Raw genomic sequence first — 19,357 nt, 5'->3', positions numbered from 1 at the left:
TCATTTTTGTGGGGAGAGCAGGATTCGAACCTGCGAAGTTTTCACAGCAGATTTACAGTCTGCCCTCGTTGGCCGCTTGAGTATCTCCCCATGGCCTTTTTGCTTGTTGCGGTTGCAAATATAGGACTGTTTTTAATTTATGCAAGCCTTTTTTTAAGATATTTCACAACAAAATTTTAATGTATTGGTAATGAATAAAATAAAAAAATCTCCACAAGGGAGATTTTTTATAATGCTATTCTGAAAAGGAATTAAGCTCCTAAAAGCTCTTTTACTTTCGCTTTCAATTCATCGCCACGAAGGTCTTTTGCGACAATTTTTCCTGAAGCATCAAGAATAAATGTAGCTGGAATTGAAGTAATATTGTATTTTTTAGCAATTGGATCTTGCCAGAATTTCAAATTAGAAACATGTGTCCATGTTAGTTTATCAGCTTCGATAGCCTTTTTCCAGCTTTCTGCTTCGCCTTCTCTGTCTAGAGAAACACCAACGATGTTTAATCCTTTATCGTGGAATTCATTGTATAAAGCCACAACATTTGGATTTTCTTGACGGCAAGGTCCGCACCATGAAGCCCAAAAATCGATAATTGTCACTTTTCCTAAAGATTCTTTTAAAGAAACCGTTTTTCCGTCTGGAGTTTTTGCTGAAAAATCAGGCGCTTTTTTACCAACCTGAACAGCCTCGCGATTGTCTAGTTTTTCTTTGATCGCTTTACCAGGTTTCGTATTTTTCAATTCAGAAGTTAATCCGTCGTATATTTTCTTGATTTTTGCAAAATCAGGTTCCGGCATGTTGAATAAGCTTTGCGTAATCAAGACGCTGATGAAAGATTTTGGATTGCCTTCTGCATACGTATAGTACTTTTGTGTAAGAGGCTCCTGAATCTTCGCATATTCTTTCATTAGCTGGTTGATAACTACTGTATCTTTAGTTTGTTGAGCAGCAGTCATTTTTTGCATGTTTGCTTCTTGGAAAGCCATCGCTTTCTTTTGAAGGTCTTTTTGGATTACCTGCATGTCAGTCTTGAACTTGGTCAATTCCTCATTGTTATAGGTTCCAGTAACTTTTGATTTTGCAATCGTATCTTTATCTACAGCAACATTAATTTCTCCGTTTTCAAGGACGAAATCAATTTGTCCTGGTTTGGTTTCAAATTTCAAAATATGGATAGCAGGTTCAGTTGCCGTACCTTTAATCTCGAATTTACCATTCTCGATTTTTACGGTATCCACAGAAACCATTTTACCCATTGTTTCATCGTCTTGCTTCTGAAGGATTACAGTTTTTCCATTTTCGATACCCGTTACCGTACCTGTAATGATATATTCGTTTTCACCTGTTTTCTTACAGGAAACCATTAAAGCCGTAACAGAAAGCAATAAAAGGATTTTTTTCATTTGTAGTTTCATTTTTGATTTTAGTTAGCAAAAGTATTTAAAATTATAATCTCACGATGGAAATCGCTCTAAATTTAAGAATTATTTATTTGTTGTAGGACAGACAAATGTGCTGAGTTTGATCCCTGTTTTTCGAATACCAGCCATACCTTTCTCAACATTTACCATATTGTGATAGCCTCGCGCTTTTAAAATGGAAGCCATGATAACAGAACGGTATCCGCCTGCGCAGTGCAAGTAAAATTCCTCTTCTTTAGGAACTTCTGATAATTGCTCATTGACAAAGTCCAAAGGAATATTTACAGCACTTTCTACATGCTCGGCACTGAACTCTCCTGGTTTTCTAGCGTCGACGATAATGCTTTTCTCGGTCATTTGAGATTCAAACTGCTCTGGAGAAATTGATTCGATACTGTCGGTCTCAAATCCAGCTTCTTTCCATGCCATTATGCCGCCATTTAAATAGCCCAGAGAATTGTCAAAACCGACTCTAGAGAGTCTAGTAATTGTTTCTTCTTCTCTTCCTTCTGGCACGACCAAAAGCAGAGGCTGTTTGACATCGCGAATCAAAGCTCCAACCCAAGGGGCAAAATTTCCTTGGATACCGATAAAGATAGCACCCGGAATGTGGCTTTTTACAAAATCATCTTCATGGCGGACATCCAAAATCAAAGCTTCAGATTGATTGGCTGCTGCTTCAAATTCTCTTGGTGTCAAAGGCTTGAAAGACTTTTCTATGATACTGTCGAGGCTTTCGTAGCCTTGGATATTCATCATTACATTTTGCGGGAAATAGGCAGGAGGAGCTCCAAGCCCGTCTAGCAATTCTGCTGTAAACTCTTCTCGCGTCATGTCGGCTCTCAATGCATAATTTGTTTTCTTTTGATTGCCTAAAGTATCTGTCGTTTCTTTGCTCATGTTTTTTCCGCAGGCGCTTCCAGCTCCATGGCTCGGATATACGATTAATTCGTCTGGCAGTGTCATGATTTTGCTTCTGAGAGAATCGAATAGATAAGAAGCCAGCTTTTCTTGCGTCAAGTCGTTTGACATTTTTTGTGCTAAATCCGGACGTCCGACATCTCCGATGAATAAAGTATCTCCGGTTATGATTCCGTGCTGTTTTCCGTTTTCATCTGTAAGAAGATAGCAGGTACTTTCGAGTGTATGTCCTGGTGTGTGGATCGCTTTTATCGTATACTTCCCGACTTTGAATTCTTGCCCGTCTTCAGCAATAATAGCCTCAAAATTAGGTTTTGCAGTCGGACCGTATACAATTTTTCCTCCCGATTTTTTCGCAAGATCTAAATGTCCCGAAACAAAGTCAGCATGAAAATGCGTTTCAAAAACATATTTTATTTTCGCATTGTCCTTAGTTGCTCTGTCGATATAAGGTTGTATTTCGCGCAAAGGATCAAAAATTGCTGCTTCGCCATTGCTTTCCAGATAGTAGGCTGCTTGGGCAATACAGCCGGTATAAATTTGTTCTAGTTTCATAATTTTTTATGTTTGAAAATCTAAAGGAATACTTCTTTGGTGAGAATTAGGATTGACATGGTCAATACAAACCATCCGAAGCCTTTTTTTAGATTTTTTTCATTGATGAACTTATTGAGGTAAATCCCTGCAAAGATACCTAAAATTGAAATAAAAGAGAAAATAAATAGGAAGCTCCAATCGATGTCGATATTCCCTAAATCTCCCGTAAAACCGATAAGCGAATTGATAGCAATAATAAATATGGAAGTACCGACCGCTTTTTTCATCGGAAGTTTAGCCAGATAAACCAAGGCAGGAATAATCAAGAAGCCGCCGCCGGCTCCAACCAGTCCGATAATAATACCGACAACAAAAATCTGCAATATCGTTATCATTGCATTAGGCATTGCAGTTGATTTTTCGGCCTTATTATCCGAAATCATCGAAAGTGCCGCCAGTAACATTACGATGGCAAATAAAGCCATGATGAAGAAATTTTTCGTTACCGTAATCTCTCCAACAGTAAAAATTATTTCAGGAATTCTTGGGACGATTAGTTTCCGAGTCAGGTAAATGGCAATCAGTGAGGGAAGTGCAAATTTCAACCCCGTTTTTAATTCTACGAGTCCTTTTCTGTAGTTCTGGATCGTGCCGAAAGCCGATGTTGTTCCGACAATAAATAAAGAATAAGCCGTTGCCGTAACAGGATTGATTCCTAACAAGTAAACAAGCACTGGAACCGTGAGAATAGAACCGCCGCCGCCCGTTAGGCCTAAGACAAGTCCTATAATAAGTGCTCCAAAATAACCGAAAAATTCTTCCATGGAAAAGGTTGAAACTATTCCGTAAATATATTAAAAACTAAAAGGACTATTCCTTTTGGCTGTTATTTTTTAAGCTTTTGAATAGCTAGTAGATTGATTGTATGTCACTAACCTATTTTTCAATTAGTGTTAAATAGACATATTAGTAATATTAAATGTTTAATTTTGAACTGAAAATCAATTTTAAACATGATAAAAAACTATCTTTCTATTTTATTTTTATTTATTTCTGTTTCATTTTCTTATGGCCAGATAGTAATAAATGAGCTTGATTCTGACACGCCAGGTATTGATGACAAAGAGTTCGTGGAGCTTAAATCTGCCGTGCCTAATTTTTCGCTTGACGGCTATGTGCTTGTTTTCTTTAACGGAAATGCTGAATCGGCGAGTACAGGAAATAAAAGTTACTTGACAATTTCATTAAACGGACTGACTACTGATGCTAATGGCTTGGTTTTGATAGGATGCAATGCGGTTTCGCCTGTTCCACAAAAAATCATGGGTGATAACTTGATCCAAAATGGTGCCGATGCTGTTGCTATCTACCAAGGTACAGCCGCTAATTTTCCGGATGGAACTTTGGCAACTACAACAAATTTGATTGATGCTTTAGCCTATGATACGAACGATGCCGATGCCACTGTATTGATGGGATTGCTGGGATTGACCATACAAATTAATGAAGATGAAAATAATCAAGGCGTCAATCAGTCTATCCAAAGAAAACCTGATGGAACCTACGAAGTCAAGGCGCCGACACCGGGAGCTAATAATGATGGGAGTGGTATTATTTTTAACGGAATAGGTATAAGCGTTCCTGCTTTGCAGTATACAGAAGGCAATAGTTTTACAATCACATTTGCGACACAGACTCCTGTGACCAGCGATTTGGCTTTTACCTATACGTTGGCTAATGGAAGCTTCACTGCTGCTGATTTTACTGCGAATACAAATGTCTTGATTCCGACAGGATCGACGACATTTACGGCAAATGTTCAACTCGTAGACGATGCGATTGATGAAGGTGATGAGCTAATGAAAATCAAGCTTGGAAATCTTCCTGCAGGTTATATCAGGCTCAATGATAATATTGAAATCAGAATACTAGATAATGATTTTACAGTTTCTCCATGGGGAACACCTTTAAACCCAACACATGGAATTGTCACTAGTACAGCTCCTGCGGGTTATTATGATTCGCTAGAAGGTAAGTCGGGTGCCGTATTAAAACAAGCTGTACAAGACATCATAGCCAACCAAGCTGTGGTCAGAGCGCATAATTATGGCGACATTACGAATATCTTAAAAGTGACGGACCAGAATCCGTTAAATAGTAATGAAGTTTGGCTGATGTATAAAGAAGTAAGCCGTTCTAAATTTTTATTTCAAGACACGGGCAGCGGAACGGGCAGATGGAATAGGGAACATATCTATCCACAATCAAGAGGAGGATTTGCAGACGGAACTTCTGATACTCCAGACGGAATCAACGTATGGGAACCAACAAGTGCGGCCATGCTCAATCACGGCCATGCTGATGCACACCATCTGAGAGCTGAAGACGGACCTGAAAATAGTTCAAGAAACAATAAAGATTACGGACTGACCGATTATAATGGCTTTTCAGGAAATGCAGGAAGTTGGAAAGGAGACGTAGCCCGTGCGGTATTCTATATGGCAATTCGTTATAATGGGCTGGATGTTGTAAACGGAAATCCGCCAGATACGACTGTCGGCCAGCTAGGAGATTTGGCGACATTGCTTCAATGGAACGTAAACGATCCGTCGGATGATTTCGAGATGAACAGGAATAATTATATTTACACCTGGCAGCAAAACAGAAATCCGTTTATCGACTACCCTTATTTGGCTGATTACATTTGGGGTAGCAGGGCAGGGCAGGCCTTTTCGCTATCGACACCCGATTTTTCGGAACTCAAAGTGGCCATTTATCCTAATCCGGCAAAAAACTATATTACGGTTGCAGGAATAACTAGTTCCGCAACCCTGCAGTTGTTTTCTGTCTCAGGACAAGAACTGCTGACTGCTGATTTTTCAGGAACATCAACGATTCAGCTAAACCTTGCTCCTGGAATGTATCTTGCAAAAATTATCTCTGAAAACAGGACAGCCGTTAGAAAAATAATCATCCAGTAATTAGAAAAAAATAAATTATATGCAAAGCTAATGGCCTCCATTAGCTTTTGCTATTTCTAGCACATCCTGAAAGGCAATTGGCTTGGTAAAATAGCCGAGTATTCCCTTGTATGTTTTTGATTTCTCTTTATCAGAGCTCGCTATAGAAGAACTTACGATATAAATAGCTGTTTCTTTTGGAAACATGGCTTTTATTTTTTCAAATCGCTCCATAAAATGCCACCCGTCCATGATGGGCATTTCGATATCAAGCAATATGATATCAGGAAATTCATCGGGTTTGTGTATCAATCCGATTAGCCCGTCAATGGCTTCTGCACCATTAACAAAAGACATAATCTTGCTGGCTTTTTCTGATTTTTGGATGATCTTTTTTGTTATTATCTGATAGATTGGGTCGTCATCGATAAGACAAATTATTTTGGTCATTTAAAGTAGATTTTGAAGGTGGTTCCTACGTTTGGTTCGCTTTCAACAGTTACGTAGCCCCCCATGGCATCAATCTGGTTTTTGGTAATGAACAGTCCGATTCCTTTAGAATCAGGGTTTTCATGGAATGTCTTATACATTCCAAACAGCTTATCTCCATATTTTTTTAAGTCAATACCGATACCGTTATCCGAAATTTTCAGAACGGTTTTTTCATTTTCGCTATAGCTTTTCAGTGCGATAGTAGGTTGTCGCAAAGGATGGCTATAGCGGATGGCATTTGAAATAAAATTGAGCAGTATGCTCTCGAGATAGGCCGGATTGTATTTCACAAAGATTTCCGGGGCTACATTATTGTCTAGGACTGCCTTTTTAAAAGCAATCTGTTCCGAAAGGATATTGAGAATTTTGTCAATATTGTCCTTTAGGTTTAAGTTTTCGATAATCAAATTGATGTTCGTCTGTATGTTTACGACTTCGTTCAGATTCAGCATCGTTTCGTTTAGCGTGTTTGAAACGTTTTGCAGCATCTTGACCAATTCAAAACGTTCTTCTTCTGTTTCGGCGGTTTCTATCAGAGCAGATATCGATTGTATGTTGCTCGTATGGGAACGCAGATTGTGGGAAACGATATATGAAAAGTTCAACAGCCTTTTGTTCTGCTCGGTTACAAGGTCGAACGAATTGCTGAGGTCTTTTTCAGCTTCTTTACTCTTCGTAATGTCAATCATGATACCTTTTAAAGAAACAGGTTTTCCATTCTCGCGGATTACATTAACGATATCGCGAATCCATATTATAGATCCGTCTTTCGCAATCATGCGGTATTCAAAATCATATTGCTGGCTTTTTTCCGATTCTATCGCACAATAATTTATTGCCCAATCTCGGTCATCCGGATGTATGGTATTTCCCCAAAAATTACCATTGCTAAACCACTCTTCTTCTGTATAGCCTGTAATTTCTTCTGCTTTTTTATTGATGTAGGTAAAAACATAAGTTTCATAATCGCACTCCCAGACAATTCCGTCGATCGTATTGATAAGCGATTCCATTTTTTTCTGAGACTGTATTACGATTTCTTCGGAAATTTTCCGAGCCGTAATATCTTCAGTAGAAATAATCACCCGTTCCAACGTTTCTTCGTAGCCAGGCATGATGCTCCAGCGAAGGCTGATATCACGGTATTCTCCATCAGATTTTTTAATTTTTGAATCTACGGTCAGCCTAGTTTCGCCTTGTGTAATGGCAAGTAATTGTGCCTTAAACGAATCCATGGCATCATTATTTATGATGTTTTCCAACGGCTGCATCAAATCATCTTTTGTTTTTGGATAATGCAGCGTGAGGCATTCGTTGTTTACGTTGATGACTTTTACGAGAGAAATGCATTTTTTTACAATTTCTGGATGCGTATCTAGAAATATGGCTACTTCAGTACGACTTTTTCCAATCAGATTCAATTCTATCAAGTATTTTTTCAGATAAGAAAAATCTTCTTCCCATAAGGCAATCGGCGAATCTTCAAAAAGGCTTTTGAAACGGATTTCACTTTTCTTGATGGCATCTTTCGCTTCTTTTTTAGCCGTAATATCTTCTATGATAGAAATATGAGAACTCGGCTTTTCTCCTTTTTTCCAGAGTGGCGAATAGGTGATATTTACCCAAATAAGGTTGCCATTTTTATGGACATATCTCTTTTCCATATTCAGCTCCCTGATTTCTCCGTTTTTGAGCCTTTCCAGCTGCCTGAGATTATCATCAAGGTCGTCTTTGTAAGTAATATCTCTAAAGCTCATGCTTCTCATTTCTTCAAACGTATAACCAAGCATCCTACAATATTGGTCATTTACTTCTATCAGGTTTCCTGTTACGGAATCGACATACGCAATACCGATAGCGGCTTGGTCAAAAATAGTCTTGAATTTTATTTCGTCATCAAGGATCTTATTTTTTTGGTTATGAACCAAAAGCTGCAATTCGGCAGGTTTTTTTAAAAGATTCATGATGAAAAGAGCAAACATAATGCAGAACAACAAAGCTAATACAAGGGCAGGGAGTATCTCAAAAACAATCCCATATTTGCTTTTATTGATAAGGTATATTTTCCAGTTTCCGTCTGGAATCGATAAGACCTGATAATCTTTATCGCTGAAATCTTCTTTATTAGGAAGGAAGAAATCAATCACGCCTGTTTTGGGATTTTCTTTAGAAAACTGAAAATAGTATCTCGAGTCTTTTATAGAATTTATGCCCGAAGATTTTAATAGCGTTTCCATGCGTATCATGACGGCAGAAAATCCCCAGAATTTGCCTCTTTTGTATATCGGAAGTCTGCCTACAACTCCCATTCCGCCTTGTTTTAATTTTAAAGGACCTGCGAAATGTATTTTGCCTTTTCTGATGGTTTCTAACGCTTCATCCTTAATGCTTTCGGTATGCAGGATATCAAAATTGATTATCGCAGGATTATCAGGATAAATGTATTTGATTACTCCGTTTGGAACCAGCTGTACGGCATCGATACTCGGATTTGAGTCAACAAGTGCTTTTCCCACGGATTCAAAATTCTCTGGTTCCCCTTGATCGTTAATGGTCAGGGCTAAAGAAAGCGTAGTCGTATAGCAGTTTTTTAAGGAATGGTTTAGATTCTGCTGTACCACATGCAGGATATTAGACATTTCCTGCCGTCTGTTTTTCTTGACGATTTCATAGCGCTGCAAGGCAAGCGAGCTGATTACAGCAAGCATTATAAAGAAAATCAAAAAGCCAGTTAACTTTGGCTTGGATATAAACCAGCCAGTTATCTTTGACCACTTGTTTTCTGTTTTCATTCGTTATGGGGGTACTAGGAAATCTGTTAATTTGGTGACTAAAATATAAATTAATATTTAATTTAGAAGCTATTCACAACAATTCCATAGGTCGCTCTGTCAAATTAAAACAGTAACGAAAAAACAATTTTTTATAGGTGGTTGTTTTTGAATTGATTAAGGTAAAACAAGCTCGGAAAAAAGTCGCTCTGTAACTTCCTCCAGATTGGTGCACATGCCTGGATGTGGTCTTGAAGTCTGGATGATAGAACTCCTTACGGCCGTCATCCATCGAAATCTTGATGGGACATCGAATTTGGCTATTGGGCCACCATCTTGCACGCCTCGGCCGATTTTTTCAAAAGCTTGGAGATTCTGCTCAAGCTGTTCAAAATCGAGCTCATCAGAAAAGAGGCGCAGTTTGGCCTCATCAATTTTATACAAAATCTTGATAAACTGCTCTTTTTTGCAGAATACTATAACTCCGGTATTGACAAATTCTTCGCGTTCTACCTTAGGCACAATGCGAATAACTGCATATTCATATAAGTATTTGTCTTGCATCTTGGGCAGCTTTTATAAAGATTTCTGAATTGGCTAAACGGGTAATCAAAAAGCTGGAATAAATATTCCTGATTTGTTCTGGAGTTTCGTCGGAGCCTTCCCACTGCAACCATTCTTCAGGAATGAGGTCTACAATAGAACGGATTTTTTCTTCAGTGAGCAGCAATCGGAATTCTTTATCTATTTCTTCCAAATTAGAAGCTTTTGGCAACAAGACATGATCTTTGATTAGTGCAAAGGGTGTTTTAGCACTACTTTCCCAATTATTCCAAGAATGATGGAAATACAAGCAAGCGCCGTGGTCTATCAGCCATAATTCTTTATGCCAGATCAGCATGTTTGTATTTTTAAACGTACGATCTACGTTTGTAATATAAGCATCAAGCCATACTATTTTTGAAGCTAGGACAGCATCCACTTCTGTAACCACTGGATCGAAAGTGATGGCGCCCGAAAGAAAATGAAGCGCCAAATTGAGTCCTTGACTTCCTTGCAATAGATCTTGGATTTCTTCATCTGCTTCTGTCCTCCCGAAAGCTTCATCAAGGTTTGCAAAAACTAATTCAGGTACAGGAAGTCCTAATACTCTAGCGATTTCCCCGCCAATCAGTTCTGCAATTAACGCTTTTACGCCATGGCCCGCGCCTTTAAATTTCAATACATATTTAAAACCGTCATCGGCATCTGCGAGGGCAGGAAGGGAGCCACCTTCCCTCAAGGGCGCAATGTAGCGGGTAACGTTGACTGTTCTCAATGAAAAAGGATTGTTCATAGGCTTGTTCTTTAGCACAAAAATAGCGCATAGAAATATATGCGCCACTTTTTGGATTATAAATTTACGAAAACTGCTTGGGTTATTCCAAAGCTCCCGAGTTTAATTTATGATAACTTACGTAAGAAAGCATAAGGACTCCAAGTACAACAAGAGGAAAAACAGCTGCAAAGCCAAATCCTTCTACGGCTATATAGCTTGCAGAAGCGCCGAGAAAATCGAAAGTAAAGCCTGCATAGGCCCATTCTTTCAGACGTTTTGGTGCCGCCGGAATAATCAATACCAGTGCGCCAAGTACTTTGAAAACAGTAAGAATTATGCCGAAGTATTCCGGATATCCGAGATGACGCATGCCTTCTTTTGCTAATTCGGTCTGTGAAGTAAGGGCCGGCATTACGCCTTCAAATAAAAATATTAGGATTGTCGTGATCCAGAAAATAATTTTGTGTTTTTTCATGATTTAATTGGGTTAGCGAATGGGTTAGTTTTTTACGCTTAAAAGAATATTTCTGATTTGTTCTGTATGCCTTTGTGTATGAAACAATGCAAAGTTGACCCACTCTAAGCGCGTTAGGTATCCAAAAGTGGGCAATTCAAAATTCATGCAGGTTTTGGAGAGATCTAAATTGTTTATAAGCAAGACAATTTCATTTTTCAAGGCCGTAAGTTCATTGAGCTGCTTCTGTTTGTCGTGTTTGGTTTCAACGGGACAGATAAAATCGGGCGATTGCATCTTGAGACTGAAATCTAGAAAAACGGATTTCAGAAAGGCTACTTTTTCGTCTATAGGCCTGTCTGTTTCAACTACATTTTCGGTTACAAAGTTTCCAAAGCCTGTATTGGCTTTCAAGATGTGTTCCATAACCTGACCGACCGACCAGCTTTTTTCAGAAGGACTCTTGTCCCAAATATTTTCGTCAATTGTTGACAATAGCTGGCCTAGAGTGTCAAAAGTTTCTTTGGCTTCATTCGCTAGGGCAGCCGTGCTAAAATTTTCTGTCTTGTTTTCCATTGTTTAATTGTTTTAACCAAAATTAGGGCTATGATTCTGATTTTGCAGTGTGTAAAGAAGACAATAGAGAGGGGAGCTTGCGACAACATACTGTCTGACTGAATTTGCTATCTTTGTGCAAGCATACCAAAATCCTCAGCACATGGGAAGACGCAACGAAACAAACCGATTGAATCATAAGAAAAAGGTAGATCAGAAGAAAACCAGAGAACAAGAAGCAGAACGGCTAAGAAAAAACAAGCTGAAAGAAATTGTCAAGAAATTTAATGCTTCAGATGAGGCCAAAAATGAATAACATGAATAGTCACGTATACGAAGAGCTAAAGAAAGAAGTGCAAGAAATCATTGATCTGATAGCTGGCAAGCAAAATCGAGAAGCCAATAACAAGCTGAGAGAAGTTAGCGAAACGCTAGATGAGTTATTAGATCATGCCGAAGAAGACGAGGAACTTTTGGAAATAAGCCGCTATCAAGTGTTGCTGAATCAGCTACATCAAAAAATCAATGCCGAATAAACATGAGGTCTGATTGTTATTGCGGCTCAGGAATAGTATTTGCAAACTGCTGTGAACCATTTATAAAAGGATTCCAAAATGCTCCAACGGCTGAGAAATTGATGCGTTCCCGCTATAGCGCATACGCAGTACAAGCTGCGGATTATCTTATGGCCACTACACACGCTTCTACAAGAAGGAACCATTCCAAGTCCGCTATTCTAGAATGGTCGAAGTCAAACCAATGGCTTCGGCTCGAAATCTTGGATGTTTCAGAAAATGTTGTTGAATTCAAAGCTTACTTTTTAGACAATCGTCTCGAAGGACATGTGCATCACGAAAAATCTTTTTTTAGAAAGGAAAAAGAAGTTTGGTTTTATGTAGATGGTGAGTTTTATGATGTGTAGAAATTGTTCGTACTAAAAAATAAAAATGCCCTTCCGTTTGGAAGGGCATTTTACTAACTCTCAAAATAACCCCCTCTTATTTTAAGGTATTGCTTTTGAAAATTTGGCTCGTGTACAATTCATAAACACAAGAGCCAGTGTACCAATATAAACCAATAAAAAAGTATGAATTATTGTTTTGTTCCCGAAAATGTAAAAGTGATATCTGTAGCAGCTTGTTGTTTTGTAAGTGCCAGCAATGCTTTGCTACTTGCTCTGTAAGCAAAAGTTCCAGCTGGAGCATCGCCATCTACAAGTATATCGCCACCAAGATTATATACTTTTATTGTTTTTGGAGTTAAATTAGAATAAGCTTCCCCGCTTTTAGGAGTCATTCTCAATTCAGTATTACTAACTTTAGTAATAATTAAAGTGGCGTCAAAGTAGTCTTGTCCTGCGTTCGGGCCATCTAAAACTTCAAATGTACCTTTAAAAGTACCTACAGCTGCGTCAATACTTCCGCCGCCATTACCGCCATCACTATCATCACTGCTGCATGATACCATGCTAACTACTGCGAATACAACAATACCAACTGTTTTTAAAATCGATTTTTTCATTTTTAATTTTTTATTAGGATTTGAAATACAAATTTATTCTGATGCTTAACGGCTTCCTATACCTGAAAACGGGTGTAATTTCATACCTGATATCAGGTATTTTTCGGCAATAAAGTTGAATATTTAACAGAAGGTCTAGTGAAAGTTAATATTTTTGTATTGCTATGAAAAACAAATTATTCCTCCTGTTTATACTATTCGTTTCGCAGGCATATCCTCAAAGAGTGTATACGCTTGATGATGACAAATCCTATACCGATAGCCTGACGCAACTTATTAAGTCAACCCGTGTTGATAGTATCAAGTGCATTAGTAGTTTTAGGCTCGCTGATTTGTACAGAAGAGGCAAAAAAAACGAACTGGCTGATGAATATCTTGCCCTTGCCAATACGATTGCTCCCAAATATCCTTTTCTAAAAGATGTAGCGGTTTATTATAACTCGATACCTTACTTGGGCAAAGGAGATATTGATAATTTCGGAAAACAATTGAGCCTTGCCAACACGAAGCTCAAAAAATACAAGACCAAAGATTCGTATTCATTACGGGCATATATACTGAGAAACCTATCGATAGTCAAGCAAGTCCAAAATAACGAAAAAGAGGCGATGCGAATTTTGATAGAGGAAGCTATGCCGCTGGCCGAAAAAGGAGGCAATTACGAAGTACTAAGCGGACTGTATAAATCAGTAGCCATTATTTTTATGAATAATGAGGAAAGGACGAAAGCAGAAACTTACCTGAAATCAGCAAAAGAATATATTGAAAAAGCATCTAAGTCATCTTACACCTACAAAGAGACTAAGGTAGAAATCTATGTCATAGACTCCGAAAATATGACGCACCTTGAAAAGCTGGTAGATGCTAAAAAATCATTGGACAAAGCCTATGAAATATTAAAAAAATACCCAAAGTCCAATATGAATGGAGGCTATTACTTTTCTGAAGGTTATTATTTCTATAAGATAAAGCAATTTGAAAACTCGTTAAAAAGCTACGACAAAGGAATAGCCAATAGCATGCTTTATCAAGATGTATTTTCGGCCAATCGCCTAAAATTTGCCAAACATCTTCCTTTTAAGGCAATGAATAGACATGAGGATGTCAAAAACGTTTTGCTCGATCTGATAGAAAACAGTAATCCTTTTATTGTAGACGAAAAAAACTATAGCTTAGAACTGGCACAGACGTTCGAAAAGTTAGGAGATATTAAAAATGCCTATAAATATAGCTCGAGATATATCGCACTCAATGACAGTCTCAATGAAATACAATCCAAAGAAAAGATAACTGCGCTCGAAGCAAAATTCAACAAGGCTGAAAATGAGAAAAAAATCAGCCAGCTAGAAGCACAGCGCGAACGAGACAAACTTATTGCTGAAAACAACAAGTTATATTATGGATTGCTGGTTGCTATTTCAGTCCTGTTACTTTTATTGGTAATCTTCCTATGGATAAATTCAAAAAATCAAAAAAAGATAGCGATTGAACATGCCAAAAACTATACACAAAATCTGACGGCTCTCAAAAACCAAAAGGAAATAGAGGTAATGCAGGCCATGATAAAAGGCGAAGAAAGCGAACGCAAAAGAATTGCAAGAGATCTTCACGATGGTATCGGAAGCATGCTATCTTCGTTGAAGATGCGATTCATGAAAGTGAATAGTTCCTCTGAGGTCGATCTCAACGAAATTGACAATATGAATACCTTGCTTACTAATTCGATTACCGAATTGCGTCAGGTTTCCTATAATCTGATTCCCGAGTCGCTGCTCAAATTAGGACTTGAACATGCGCTTAACGACCTCTGTCATATGTTGAAAACAGAGAATGTCAGGATTGATTTCCATGCCAATGCGATCAAAGATGACATTCCAGAAAGCATGCAAATTACGATTTATCGGATAGTCCAAGAATTATTAAGTAATGCTTTAAAACATTCAAAAAGCAGTGAGATTTTAGTGGATTGCAGTCAAAATCAATCACGGTTTTTTATTACGGTCGAAGACAATGGAATAGGATTCGATACGAGCAAGATGGACGTTTTTGAAGGTCAAGGCTTGAAAAATCTGAAAAACAGAGTAGAGCTGCTCAATGGTAAAATAGAAATCGATTCATCAAAAGAAAGAGGCACGGTTTTCAATATCGAACTGTCCCTATAATTTACATGACAATGATAAAGCCCTATAAGACATTAATTGTTGACGACCATCCTATAGTTAGTGAAGGACTGCAGGTTGTTTTTTCGCAATCAAAAGAGGTAGAAATCGTCAGAATCTTCAAGACAGGATCAATGCTTTTGGACTATGGTGGATTGGGCAAGATTGATATTATTCTTCTAGATGTTTTCTTGCCCGACATAAACGGAATAGACTTATGCCTGAAAATCAAAAAGAGCCATCCAAAAATTATCATACTCGCAATGAGCAGCCAGGCAGAACGCAGCATTGTCATGCAGATGATAAAAAATGGAGCGAATGGTTATCTGCTCAAAAGCGCTTCTTTAGATGAATTCAAGAACTGCATAAATAAGGTAGTCGAGGGCGAATTGGCTTTTAGTAATGAAGTGAAAGGAGTTATTCAGAAGACGAGCATTCATGACCTAAAAACAGTTCCCAGATTGACCCGAAGGGAAAAAGAAATCTTATTGTTATTGGCAGATGGCAAATCTACCCAAGAAATATCAGATACCTTATTCTTAAGTTACCTTACCGTACAGACTCACAGAAGAAACTTACTGAATAAATGTCAAGCCAGAAACCTCGCTGAACTGTTGAAATTTGCAAAGGAAAATGCTTTATAGTTTCCCTATTTGGTTTTTTTATGCGAAATAAACAGTAAAAACACAGCCACAATTAACAGCAATACAATATTCGTAATTGTAGCCACTTTGTAAGCTTCTAGGTACGTTTCAAGTTTTCTATGTGGATCTTTCAAAATATAAAAAAATATGCCACCAACGATACCGATTCCCAAAGCAATCGCTGTCTGCTGAAAGGTCGAATACATCCCCGAAGCCATGCCTGCAAAGGAAGAAGGAAGGTTGCGTAAAGAAACAGTCAATAAAGAGGGAAGCACGGTCCCGCATCCGATTCCATAAACAAAAAAGACTAAGGGCAAAAATGGGCGAGTAGCCGCTGATCCGTCCAGAAGCCATAGGTGAAAAATTAGCGAAAAGACCATCAACATAACACCAAAAATAAGGACGAATTTTCCATACAGCGTAATCAACCGTATCGATAGTAAAGAAGCAATCACATATCCAACTCCTTGGAATACAAAATACAACCCGGTATCAAAGGAGTTGATGCCAAATCCGTTCTGAAGAAGTACAACGTTAATCAAGAAATAGGAATCTTGAACCATAAAATAAAAAACAGAAGCGAAAAGTCCGATCGTAAAATCTCGATGCTTAAATACCCTGACGTCAATAAGACTGAGTTTTCCTTTGTTCTGCCTGCGACGCTGTTGCCAAAAGAAAAACAACGCAATTAAAATAGAGAGCCCAAAAAGGATAAATATCCAAATTGGCCAGCCCAATTCCCTTCCTTGCACTATGGGATAAATAAAACAAGCTAAAGTCAAGACCAGCAGTGCGGCACCCAAACTGTCAAATTTTTGGGTCCGGACTACAACTGTATTTTCGATATATTTTATAGACAAGCCGATTGCTATGATGCCAATCGGAACATTGATTAAAAACAATAGCCTCCAGCCTTCAACAAAGCTATGGATTTCAGGAAGCACGCCTCCTAAGAATTGGCCAATAACCGAAGCGGCTCCAGCGATGCTGCCATAAATACCCAAAGCTTTTGTCCGTGATTTTTGATCTTGGAAAAGCACTTGAATATAAGAGATACCTTGCGGTACCATAAAAGCAGCGCTTATTCCTTGAAAAGTCCGACCAATATTCAGCTGGATTGTATTCTGAGACAGTCCGCACAAAAAAGAAGAAAGTGTAAAAGCAGCCATGCCTATTACGAACACAGGCTTTTTTCCGAAATAATCGCCAGCTCTTCCACCGGCAATTAAAAAAGAAGCATAACCCAGTACATATAAGACGATGACCCATTGCATGTCCGTATCTGTCCCTCTAGTTCCTACTTTGATTGAAGGTATTGCCACATTAACCACGAAAATATCAATTACTGATAAAAACACAGCCGTCGATACCAATACAAGAAGCGACCACCTCGAAATACTCCTGCCCATAACACAATTTTTACTACATTTATGGGATAAAATTAGGGCGGATTACTAGCGCCCACAAGTAGTTTCTAAAACGATACCAAGTATGGAAAATGATACTAATGCTGATTATCAATCGGTTGAAAACAAAGAAAATTTTGATTTTTCTGAAAATAATTGTCCCATCAAAAATGTATTCAAAGTTATTGGCGGAAAGTGGAAAGTTCCGCTTATAAATGCCATCAGCCAAGAATGCCCGAAACGCTTCGGAGAACTAAAGCGAAAAATGGAAGACGTAACCCAAACGACATTAACGCTTCAATTAAGAGAACTAGAACGTGACGGAATCATTTGCAGAAAAGTCTATGCCGAATCGCCGCCACGAGTCGAATACAAATTATCCGAACATGGTATCAAGCTAGTTCCGATTCTTAAAGTTTTGGATGAATGGTGGGAAGGCTACTGCGAGCATAAAAATTAATCGACAAATAAATAAAAATAAAATATGTCCCAAAAATTTAAAATATGTATTGCAATGGCTGGAGCCGTATCTGCAGGAGCTTTTACGGGCGGCGTAATGGATTATCTCTTAGAAACATTAGACCTGTGGGAAAAGGCAAAAAAGAAGAACAGAGATTTAGGTATCGATCATCCTGAGTATGATTTTTCTGTGCCGATGCATGATGTCGAGATAGATGTAATCAGTGGTGCGTCTGCTGGAGGTATATCGGGTTCTTTGACCATGCTGAATGTTGTCGATGAAAATCACCAATATGTCAATAAAGACAATCCTTTTGGGAAAAACAACCGCTATTACCAAAGTTGGGTAGAAATGGCCGATGATTCTAAAGCAACGACCTTCGAAAAAATGCTAGAAACAGGCGACCTAAAGAAAAATCAAAAACCAGACTCACTGCTAAATTCTCAATCGATCGACGCTATTGCAGAGAATGCGCTACACATTGAGAAAGTAAGAGAGTTTCCTCCCTATATTTCAGATAGTTTAGATTTGATACTCACGACTACAAATTTGCGCGGCATCAATTTCAAGATTGATTTTGGCGGAAACGACAAAAGTGGTTCGGTCATTACGAGTCATGCGGGTTTTTTCAGATACAAGCTGGCCAATGGTAAATACCCTACCGGAATTCCTGAAGGCGAAAATTTATATTATGTGCTCGATCTAAAGAATCCCAAAGATATGGGCTATCTTAAAGATGCGACATTGAGTACGGCCGCTTTTCCAATTGGACTAAAGTCAAGAGAAGTAGCCATTTCGCAAAAATATGTCGAGAGATATCCCAAATATCTTTTTGGAAAAAGAACGGGCATCTATCCGCTGATAAAAGAAGACACCGTATACAAATTCAATTCGATAGATGGCGGTCTTATCAATAACGAGCCGTTTGCTATTGCGTTGAAAGTCCTTAAAGAAAAAAGTGCCGAAGAAGTAATACAAGACAAGTATGCCGTCATTATGATCGATCCGTTTCCGAATAAAGATAACGAGATTGAAAAAACAAACCCCGAGAGAGACATCATTTCTATTGCCAAAGGAATGTTTAAAGCCTTGCGGAATCAGGTAATGTTTAATCAAGACGGGATATTGGATGCCTTGGAATTAAGCGATCGCACAAAATTTTTGATAGAACCTGTTCGAAAGATTCAAGTTCAAGGAACTTTGACCAGAGCTAAAAACGACCTTGCGTCAGCGCCTTTTAGCGGTTTTGCTGGATTTATTGATAAATCATTCAGGCACCACGATTATTATTTGGGAAGGCTGAACTGCCAGACTTTTTTACGCTATTATTTCGGAATGCTAGAAAAAGATATGGACGAAAGGCTCAATGTTGTGCCTCATGCCGACGCATTTGATAGGTTTTATTTTAACGAAGTCCAAGGCGATCCTGCCAGTTCAAAACTATTTCCGATCATACCTGATATGCGGGTTCTTCAAGCAAGGTCTAACGAATCGGATAAAGAAAAGTACGGCATCGATGCTAAATTAGATTATCCTGTATATCCGACAATCCGACTTGATAATTTTGAGAAGAAATACAAAAAACTGATGTTGCGGAGAATTGAATCGGTTGCCAATGGTTTGTTAGATAATTTTTGGTTCAGCATTGCGAATCGACTTTTTCTACGCAAGAAAATCAATAATGCCGTTAACGAAATGATCGTGAAAGAACTAGAAAATGCTGAACTGATTGAACGTTAGT

General features: G+C 38.4%; 19 protein-coding genes and 1 tRNA gene. 8 read left to right on the top strand and 12 right to left on the bottom strand.

Features of this window, described 5'->3' with window-relative positions:
- Nucleotides 1–9: 9 nt before the first annotated feature.
- The 4 genes from GGR22_RS00265 to GGR22_RS00250 form a co-directional block, all read right to left on the bottom strand.
- Nucleotides 10–90: transfer RNA gene (locus GGR22_RS00265), tRNA-Tyr, on the bottom strand.
- Between the two features lie 161 nt (nucleotides 91–251).
- The gene (locus tag GGR22_RS00260; protein ID WP_170148819.1) at nucleotides 252–1,400 is read right to left on the bottom strand and encodes a TlpA disulfide reductase family protein; all 1,149 of its coding nucleotides are present in this window, start codon (nucleotides 1,398–1,400) and stop codon (nucleotides 252–254) included.
- An 81-nt stretch (nucleotides 1,401–1,481) separates the two neighbouring features.
- Nucleotides 1,482–2,894: an MBL fold metallo-hydrolase gene (locus tag GGR22_RS00255; RefSeq protein ID WP_182492117.1), complete on the bottom strand. Its 1,413-nt coding sequence runs from the start codon at nucleotides 2,892–2,894 to the stop codon at nucleotides 1,482–1,484.
- 20 nt (nucleotides 2,895–2,914) lie between these two features.
- Nucleotides 2,915–3,700, bottom strand: coding sequence for a sulfite exporter TauE/SafE family protein (locus GGR22_RS00250; RefSeq protein ID WP_182492116.1), 786 nt, complete (start codon nucleotides 3,698–3,700; stop codon nucleotides 2,915–2,917).
- Between the two features lie 189 nt (nucleotides 3,701–3,889).
- On the opposite strand from GGR22_RS00250, the gene GGR22_RS00245 reads away from it, so the two are divergent.
- Complete coding sequence (locus tag GGR22_RS00245) at nucleotides 3,890–5,857, top strand: endonuclease (RefSeq protein WP_182492115.1); 1,968 nt, start codon at nucleotides 3,890–3,892, stop codon at nucleotides 5,855–5,857.
- A gap of 27 nt (nucleotides 5,858–5,884) precedes the next feature.
- Here the strand turns inward: GGR22_RS00245 and GGR22_RS00240 are convergent, their stop codons facing one another.
- The 6 genes from GGR22_RS00240 to GGR22_RS00215 form a co-directional block, all read right to left on the bottom strand.
- A complete protein-coding gene (locus GGR22_RS00240; RefSeq protein WP_182492114.1) occupies nucleotides 5,885–6,286 on the bottom strand; it encodes a response regulator in 402 nt (133 codons plus the stop codon).
- Nucleotides 6,283–9,120 (bottom strand): PAS domain S-box protein, encoded by a 2,838-nt coding sequence (locus GGR22_RS00235; protein WP_182492113.1) that lies wholly within the window; start codon nucleotides 9,118–9,120, stop codon nucleotides 6,283–6,285. Before GGR22_RS00235 ends, GGR22_RS00240 begins: the two co-directional genes overlap by 4 nt.
- 156 nt (nucleotides 9,121–9,276) lie before the next feature.
- Nucleotides 9,277–9,663, bottom strand: coding sequence for a DUF3037 domain-containing protein (locus GGR22_RS00230; protein ID WP_182492112.1), 387 nt, complete (start codon nucleotides 9,661–9,663; stop codon nucleotides 9,277–9,279).
- Nucleotides 9,641–10,435: a HipA family kinase gene (locus GGR22_RS00225; protein ID WP_182492111.1), complete on the bottom strand. Its 795-nt coding sequence runs from the start codon at nucleotides 10,433–10,435 to the stop codon at nucleotides 9,641–9,643. Before GGR22_RS00225 ends, GGR22_RS00230 begins: the two co-directional genes overlap by 23 nt.
- Before the next feature lie 82 nt (nucleotides 10,436–10,517).
- Nucleotides 10,518–10,892: a DoxX family protein gene (locus GGR22_RS00220; protein WP_182492110.1), complete on the bottom strand. Its 375-nt coding sequence runs from the start codon at nucleotides 10,890–10,892 to the stop codon at nucleotides 10,518–10,520.
- 24 nt (nucleotides 10,893–10,916) lie between these two features.
- Nucleotides 10,917–11,447: a DinB family protein gene (locus GGR22_RS00215; RefSeq protein WP_182492109.1), complete on the bottom strand. Its 531-nt coding sequence runs from the start codon at nucleotides 11,445–11,447 to the stop codon at nucleotides 10,917–10,919.
- Nucleotides 11,448–11,589: 142 nt separating this feature from the next.
- Between GGR22_RS00215 and GGR22_RS00210 the strand changes: the two genes are divergently transcribed.
- From GGR22_RS00210 to GGR22_RS00200, 3 genes are read left to right on the top strand one after another with little or no spacing between them, the layout of a single operon-like run.
- Nucleotides 11,590–11,742 (top strand): hypothetical protein, encoded by a 153-nt coding sequence (locus tag GGR22_RS00210; RefSeq protein WP_182492108.1) that lies wholly within the window; start codon nucleotides 11,590–11,592, stop codon nucleotides 11,740–11,742.
- A 1-nt stretch (nucleotide 11,743) separates the two neighbouring features.
- The gene (locus GGR22_RS00205; RefSeq protein WP_182492107.1) at nucleotides 11,744–11,962 is read left to right on the top strand and encodes a hypothetical protein; all 219 of its coding nucleotides are present in this window, start codon (nucleotides 11,744–11,746) and stop codon (nucleotides 11,960–11,962) included.
- A 2-nt stretch (nucleotides 11,963–11,964) separates the two neighbouring features.
- Nucleotides 11,965–12,348 (top strand): YchJ family protein, encoded by a 384-nt coding sequence (locus tag GGR22_RS00200; RefSeq protein WP_182492106.1) that lies wholly within the window; start codon nucleotides 11,965–11,967, stop codon nucleotides 12,346–12,348.
- Nucleotides 12,349–12,518: 170 nt separating this feature from the next.
- Here GGR22_RS00200 and GGR22_RS00195 read toward each other — a convergent pair whose 3' ends face one another.
- A complete protein-coding gene (locus GGR22_RS00195) occupies nucleotides 12,519–12,947 on the bottom strand; it encodes a hypothetical protein (protein WP_121377595.1) in 429 nt (142 codons plus the stop codon).
- A 164-nt stretch (nucleotides 12,948–13,111) separates the two neighbouring features.
- On the opposite strand from GGR22_RS00195, the gene GGR22_RS00190 reads away from it, so the two are divergent.
- Nucleotides 13,112–15,109: a sensor histidine kinase gene (locus GGR22_RS00190; RefSeq protein ID WP_182492105.1), complete on the top strand. Its 1,998-nt coding sequence runs from the start codon at nucleotides 13,112–13,114 to the stop codon at nucleotides 15,107–15,109.
- Nucleotides 15,110–15,120: 11 nt separating this feature from the next.
- Complete coding sequence (locus tag GGR22_RS00185) at nucleotides 15,121–15,750, top strand: response regulator (RefSeq protein WP_182492104.1); 630 nt, start codon at nucleotides 15,121–15,123, stop codon at nucleotides 15,748–15,750.
- A gap of 5 nt (nucleotides 15,751–15,755) precedes the next feature.
- Here GGR22_RS00185 and GGR22_RS00180 read toward each other — a convergent pair whose 3' ends face one another.
- Nucleotides 15,756–17,159, bottom strand: coding sequence for an MFS transporter (locus GGR22_RS00180; RefSeq protein ID WP_182492103.1), 1,404 nt, complete (start codon nucleotides 17,157–17,159; stop codon nucleotides 15,756–15,758).
- An 82-nt stretch (nucleotides 17,160–17,241) separates the two neighbouring features.
- Between GGR22_RS00180 and GGR22_RS00175 the strand changes: the two genes are divergently transcribed.
- Both GGR22_RS00175 and GGR22_RS00170 read left to right on the top strand, forming a co-directional pair.
- Nucleotides 17,242–17,616 (top strand): winged helix-turn-helix transcriptional regulator, encoded by a 375-nt coding sequence (locus tag GGR22_RS00175; protein WP_121377598.1) that lies wholly within the window; start codon nucleotides 17,242–17,244, stop codon nucleotides 17,614–17,616.
- 54 nt (nucleotides 17,617–17,670) lie between these two features.
- A complete protein-coding gene (locus tag GGR22_RS00170) occupies nucleotides 17,671–19,356 on the top strand; it encodes a patatin-like phospholipase family protein (RefSeq protein WP_182492102.1) in 1,686 nt (561 codons plus the stop codon).
- Nucleotide 19,357: the final 1 nt, after the last annotated feature.

Source organism: Flavobacterium gossypii (assembly GCF_014138495.1).
In the GTDB taxonomy this organism is placed as follows: domain Bacteria; phylum Bacteroidota; class Bacteroidia; order Flavobacteriales; family Flavobacteriaceae; genus Flavobacterium; species Flavobacterium endophyticum.
Note: the sequence above shows the minus strand (reverse complement) of the source record. Positions and strands in the feature narration are given on the sequence as shown.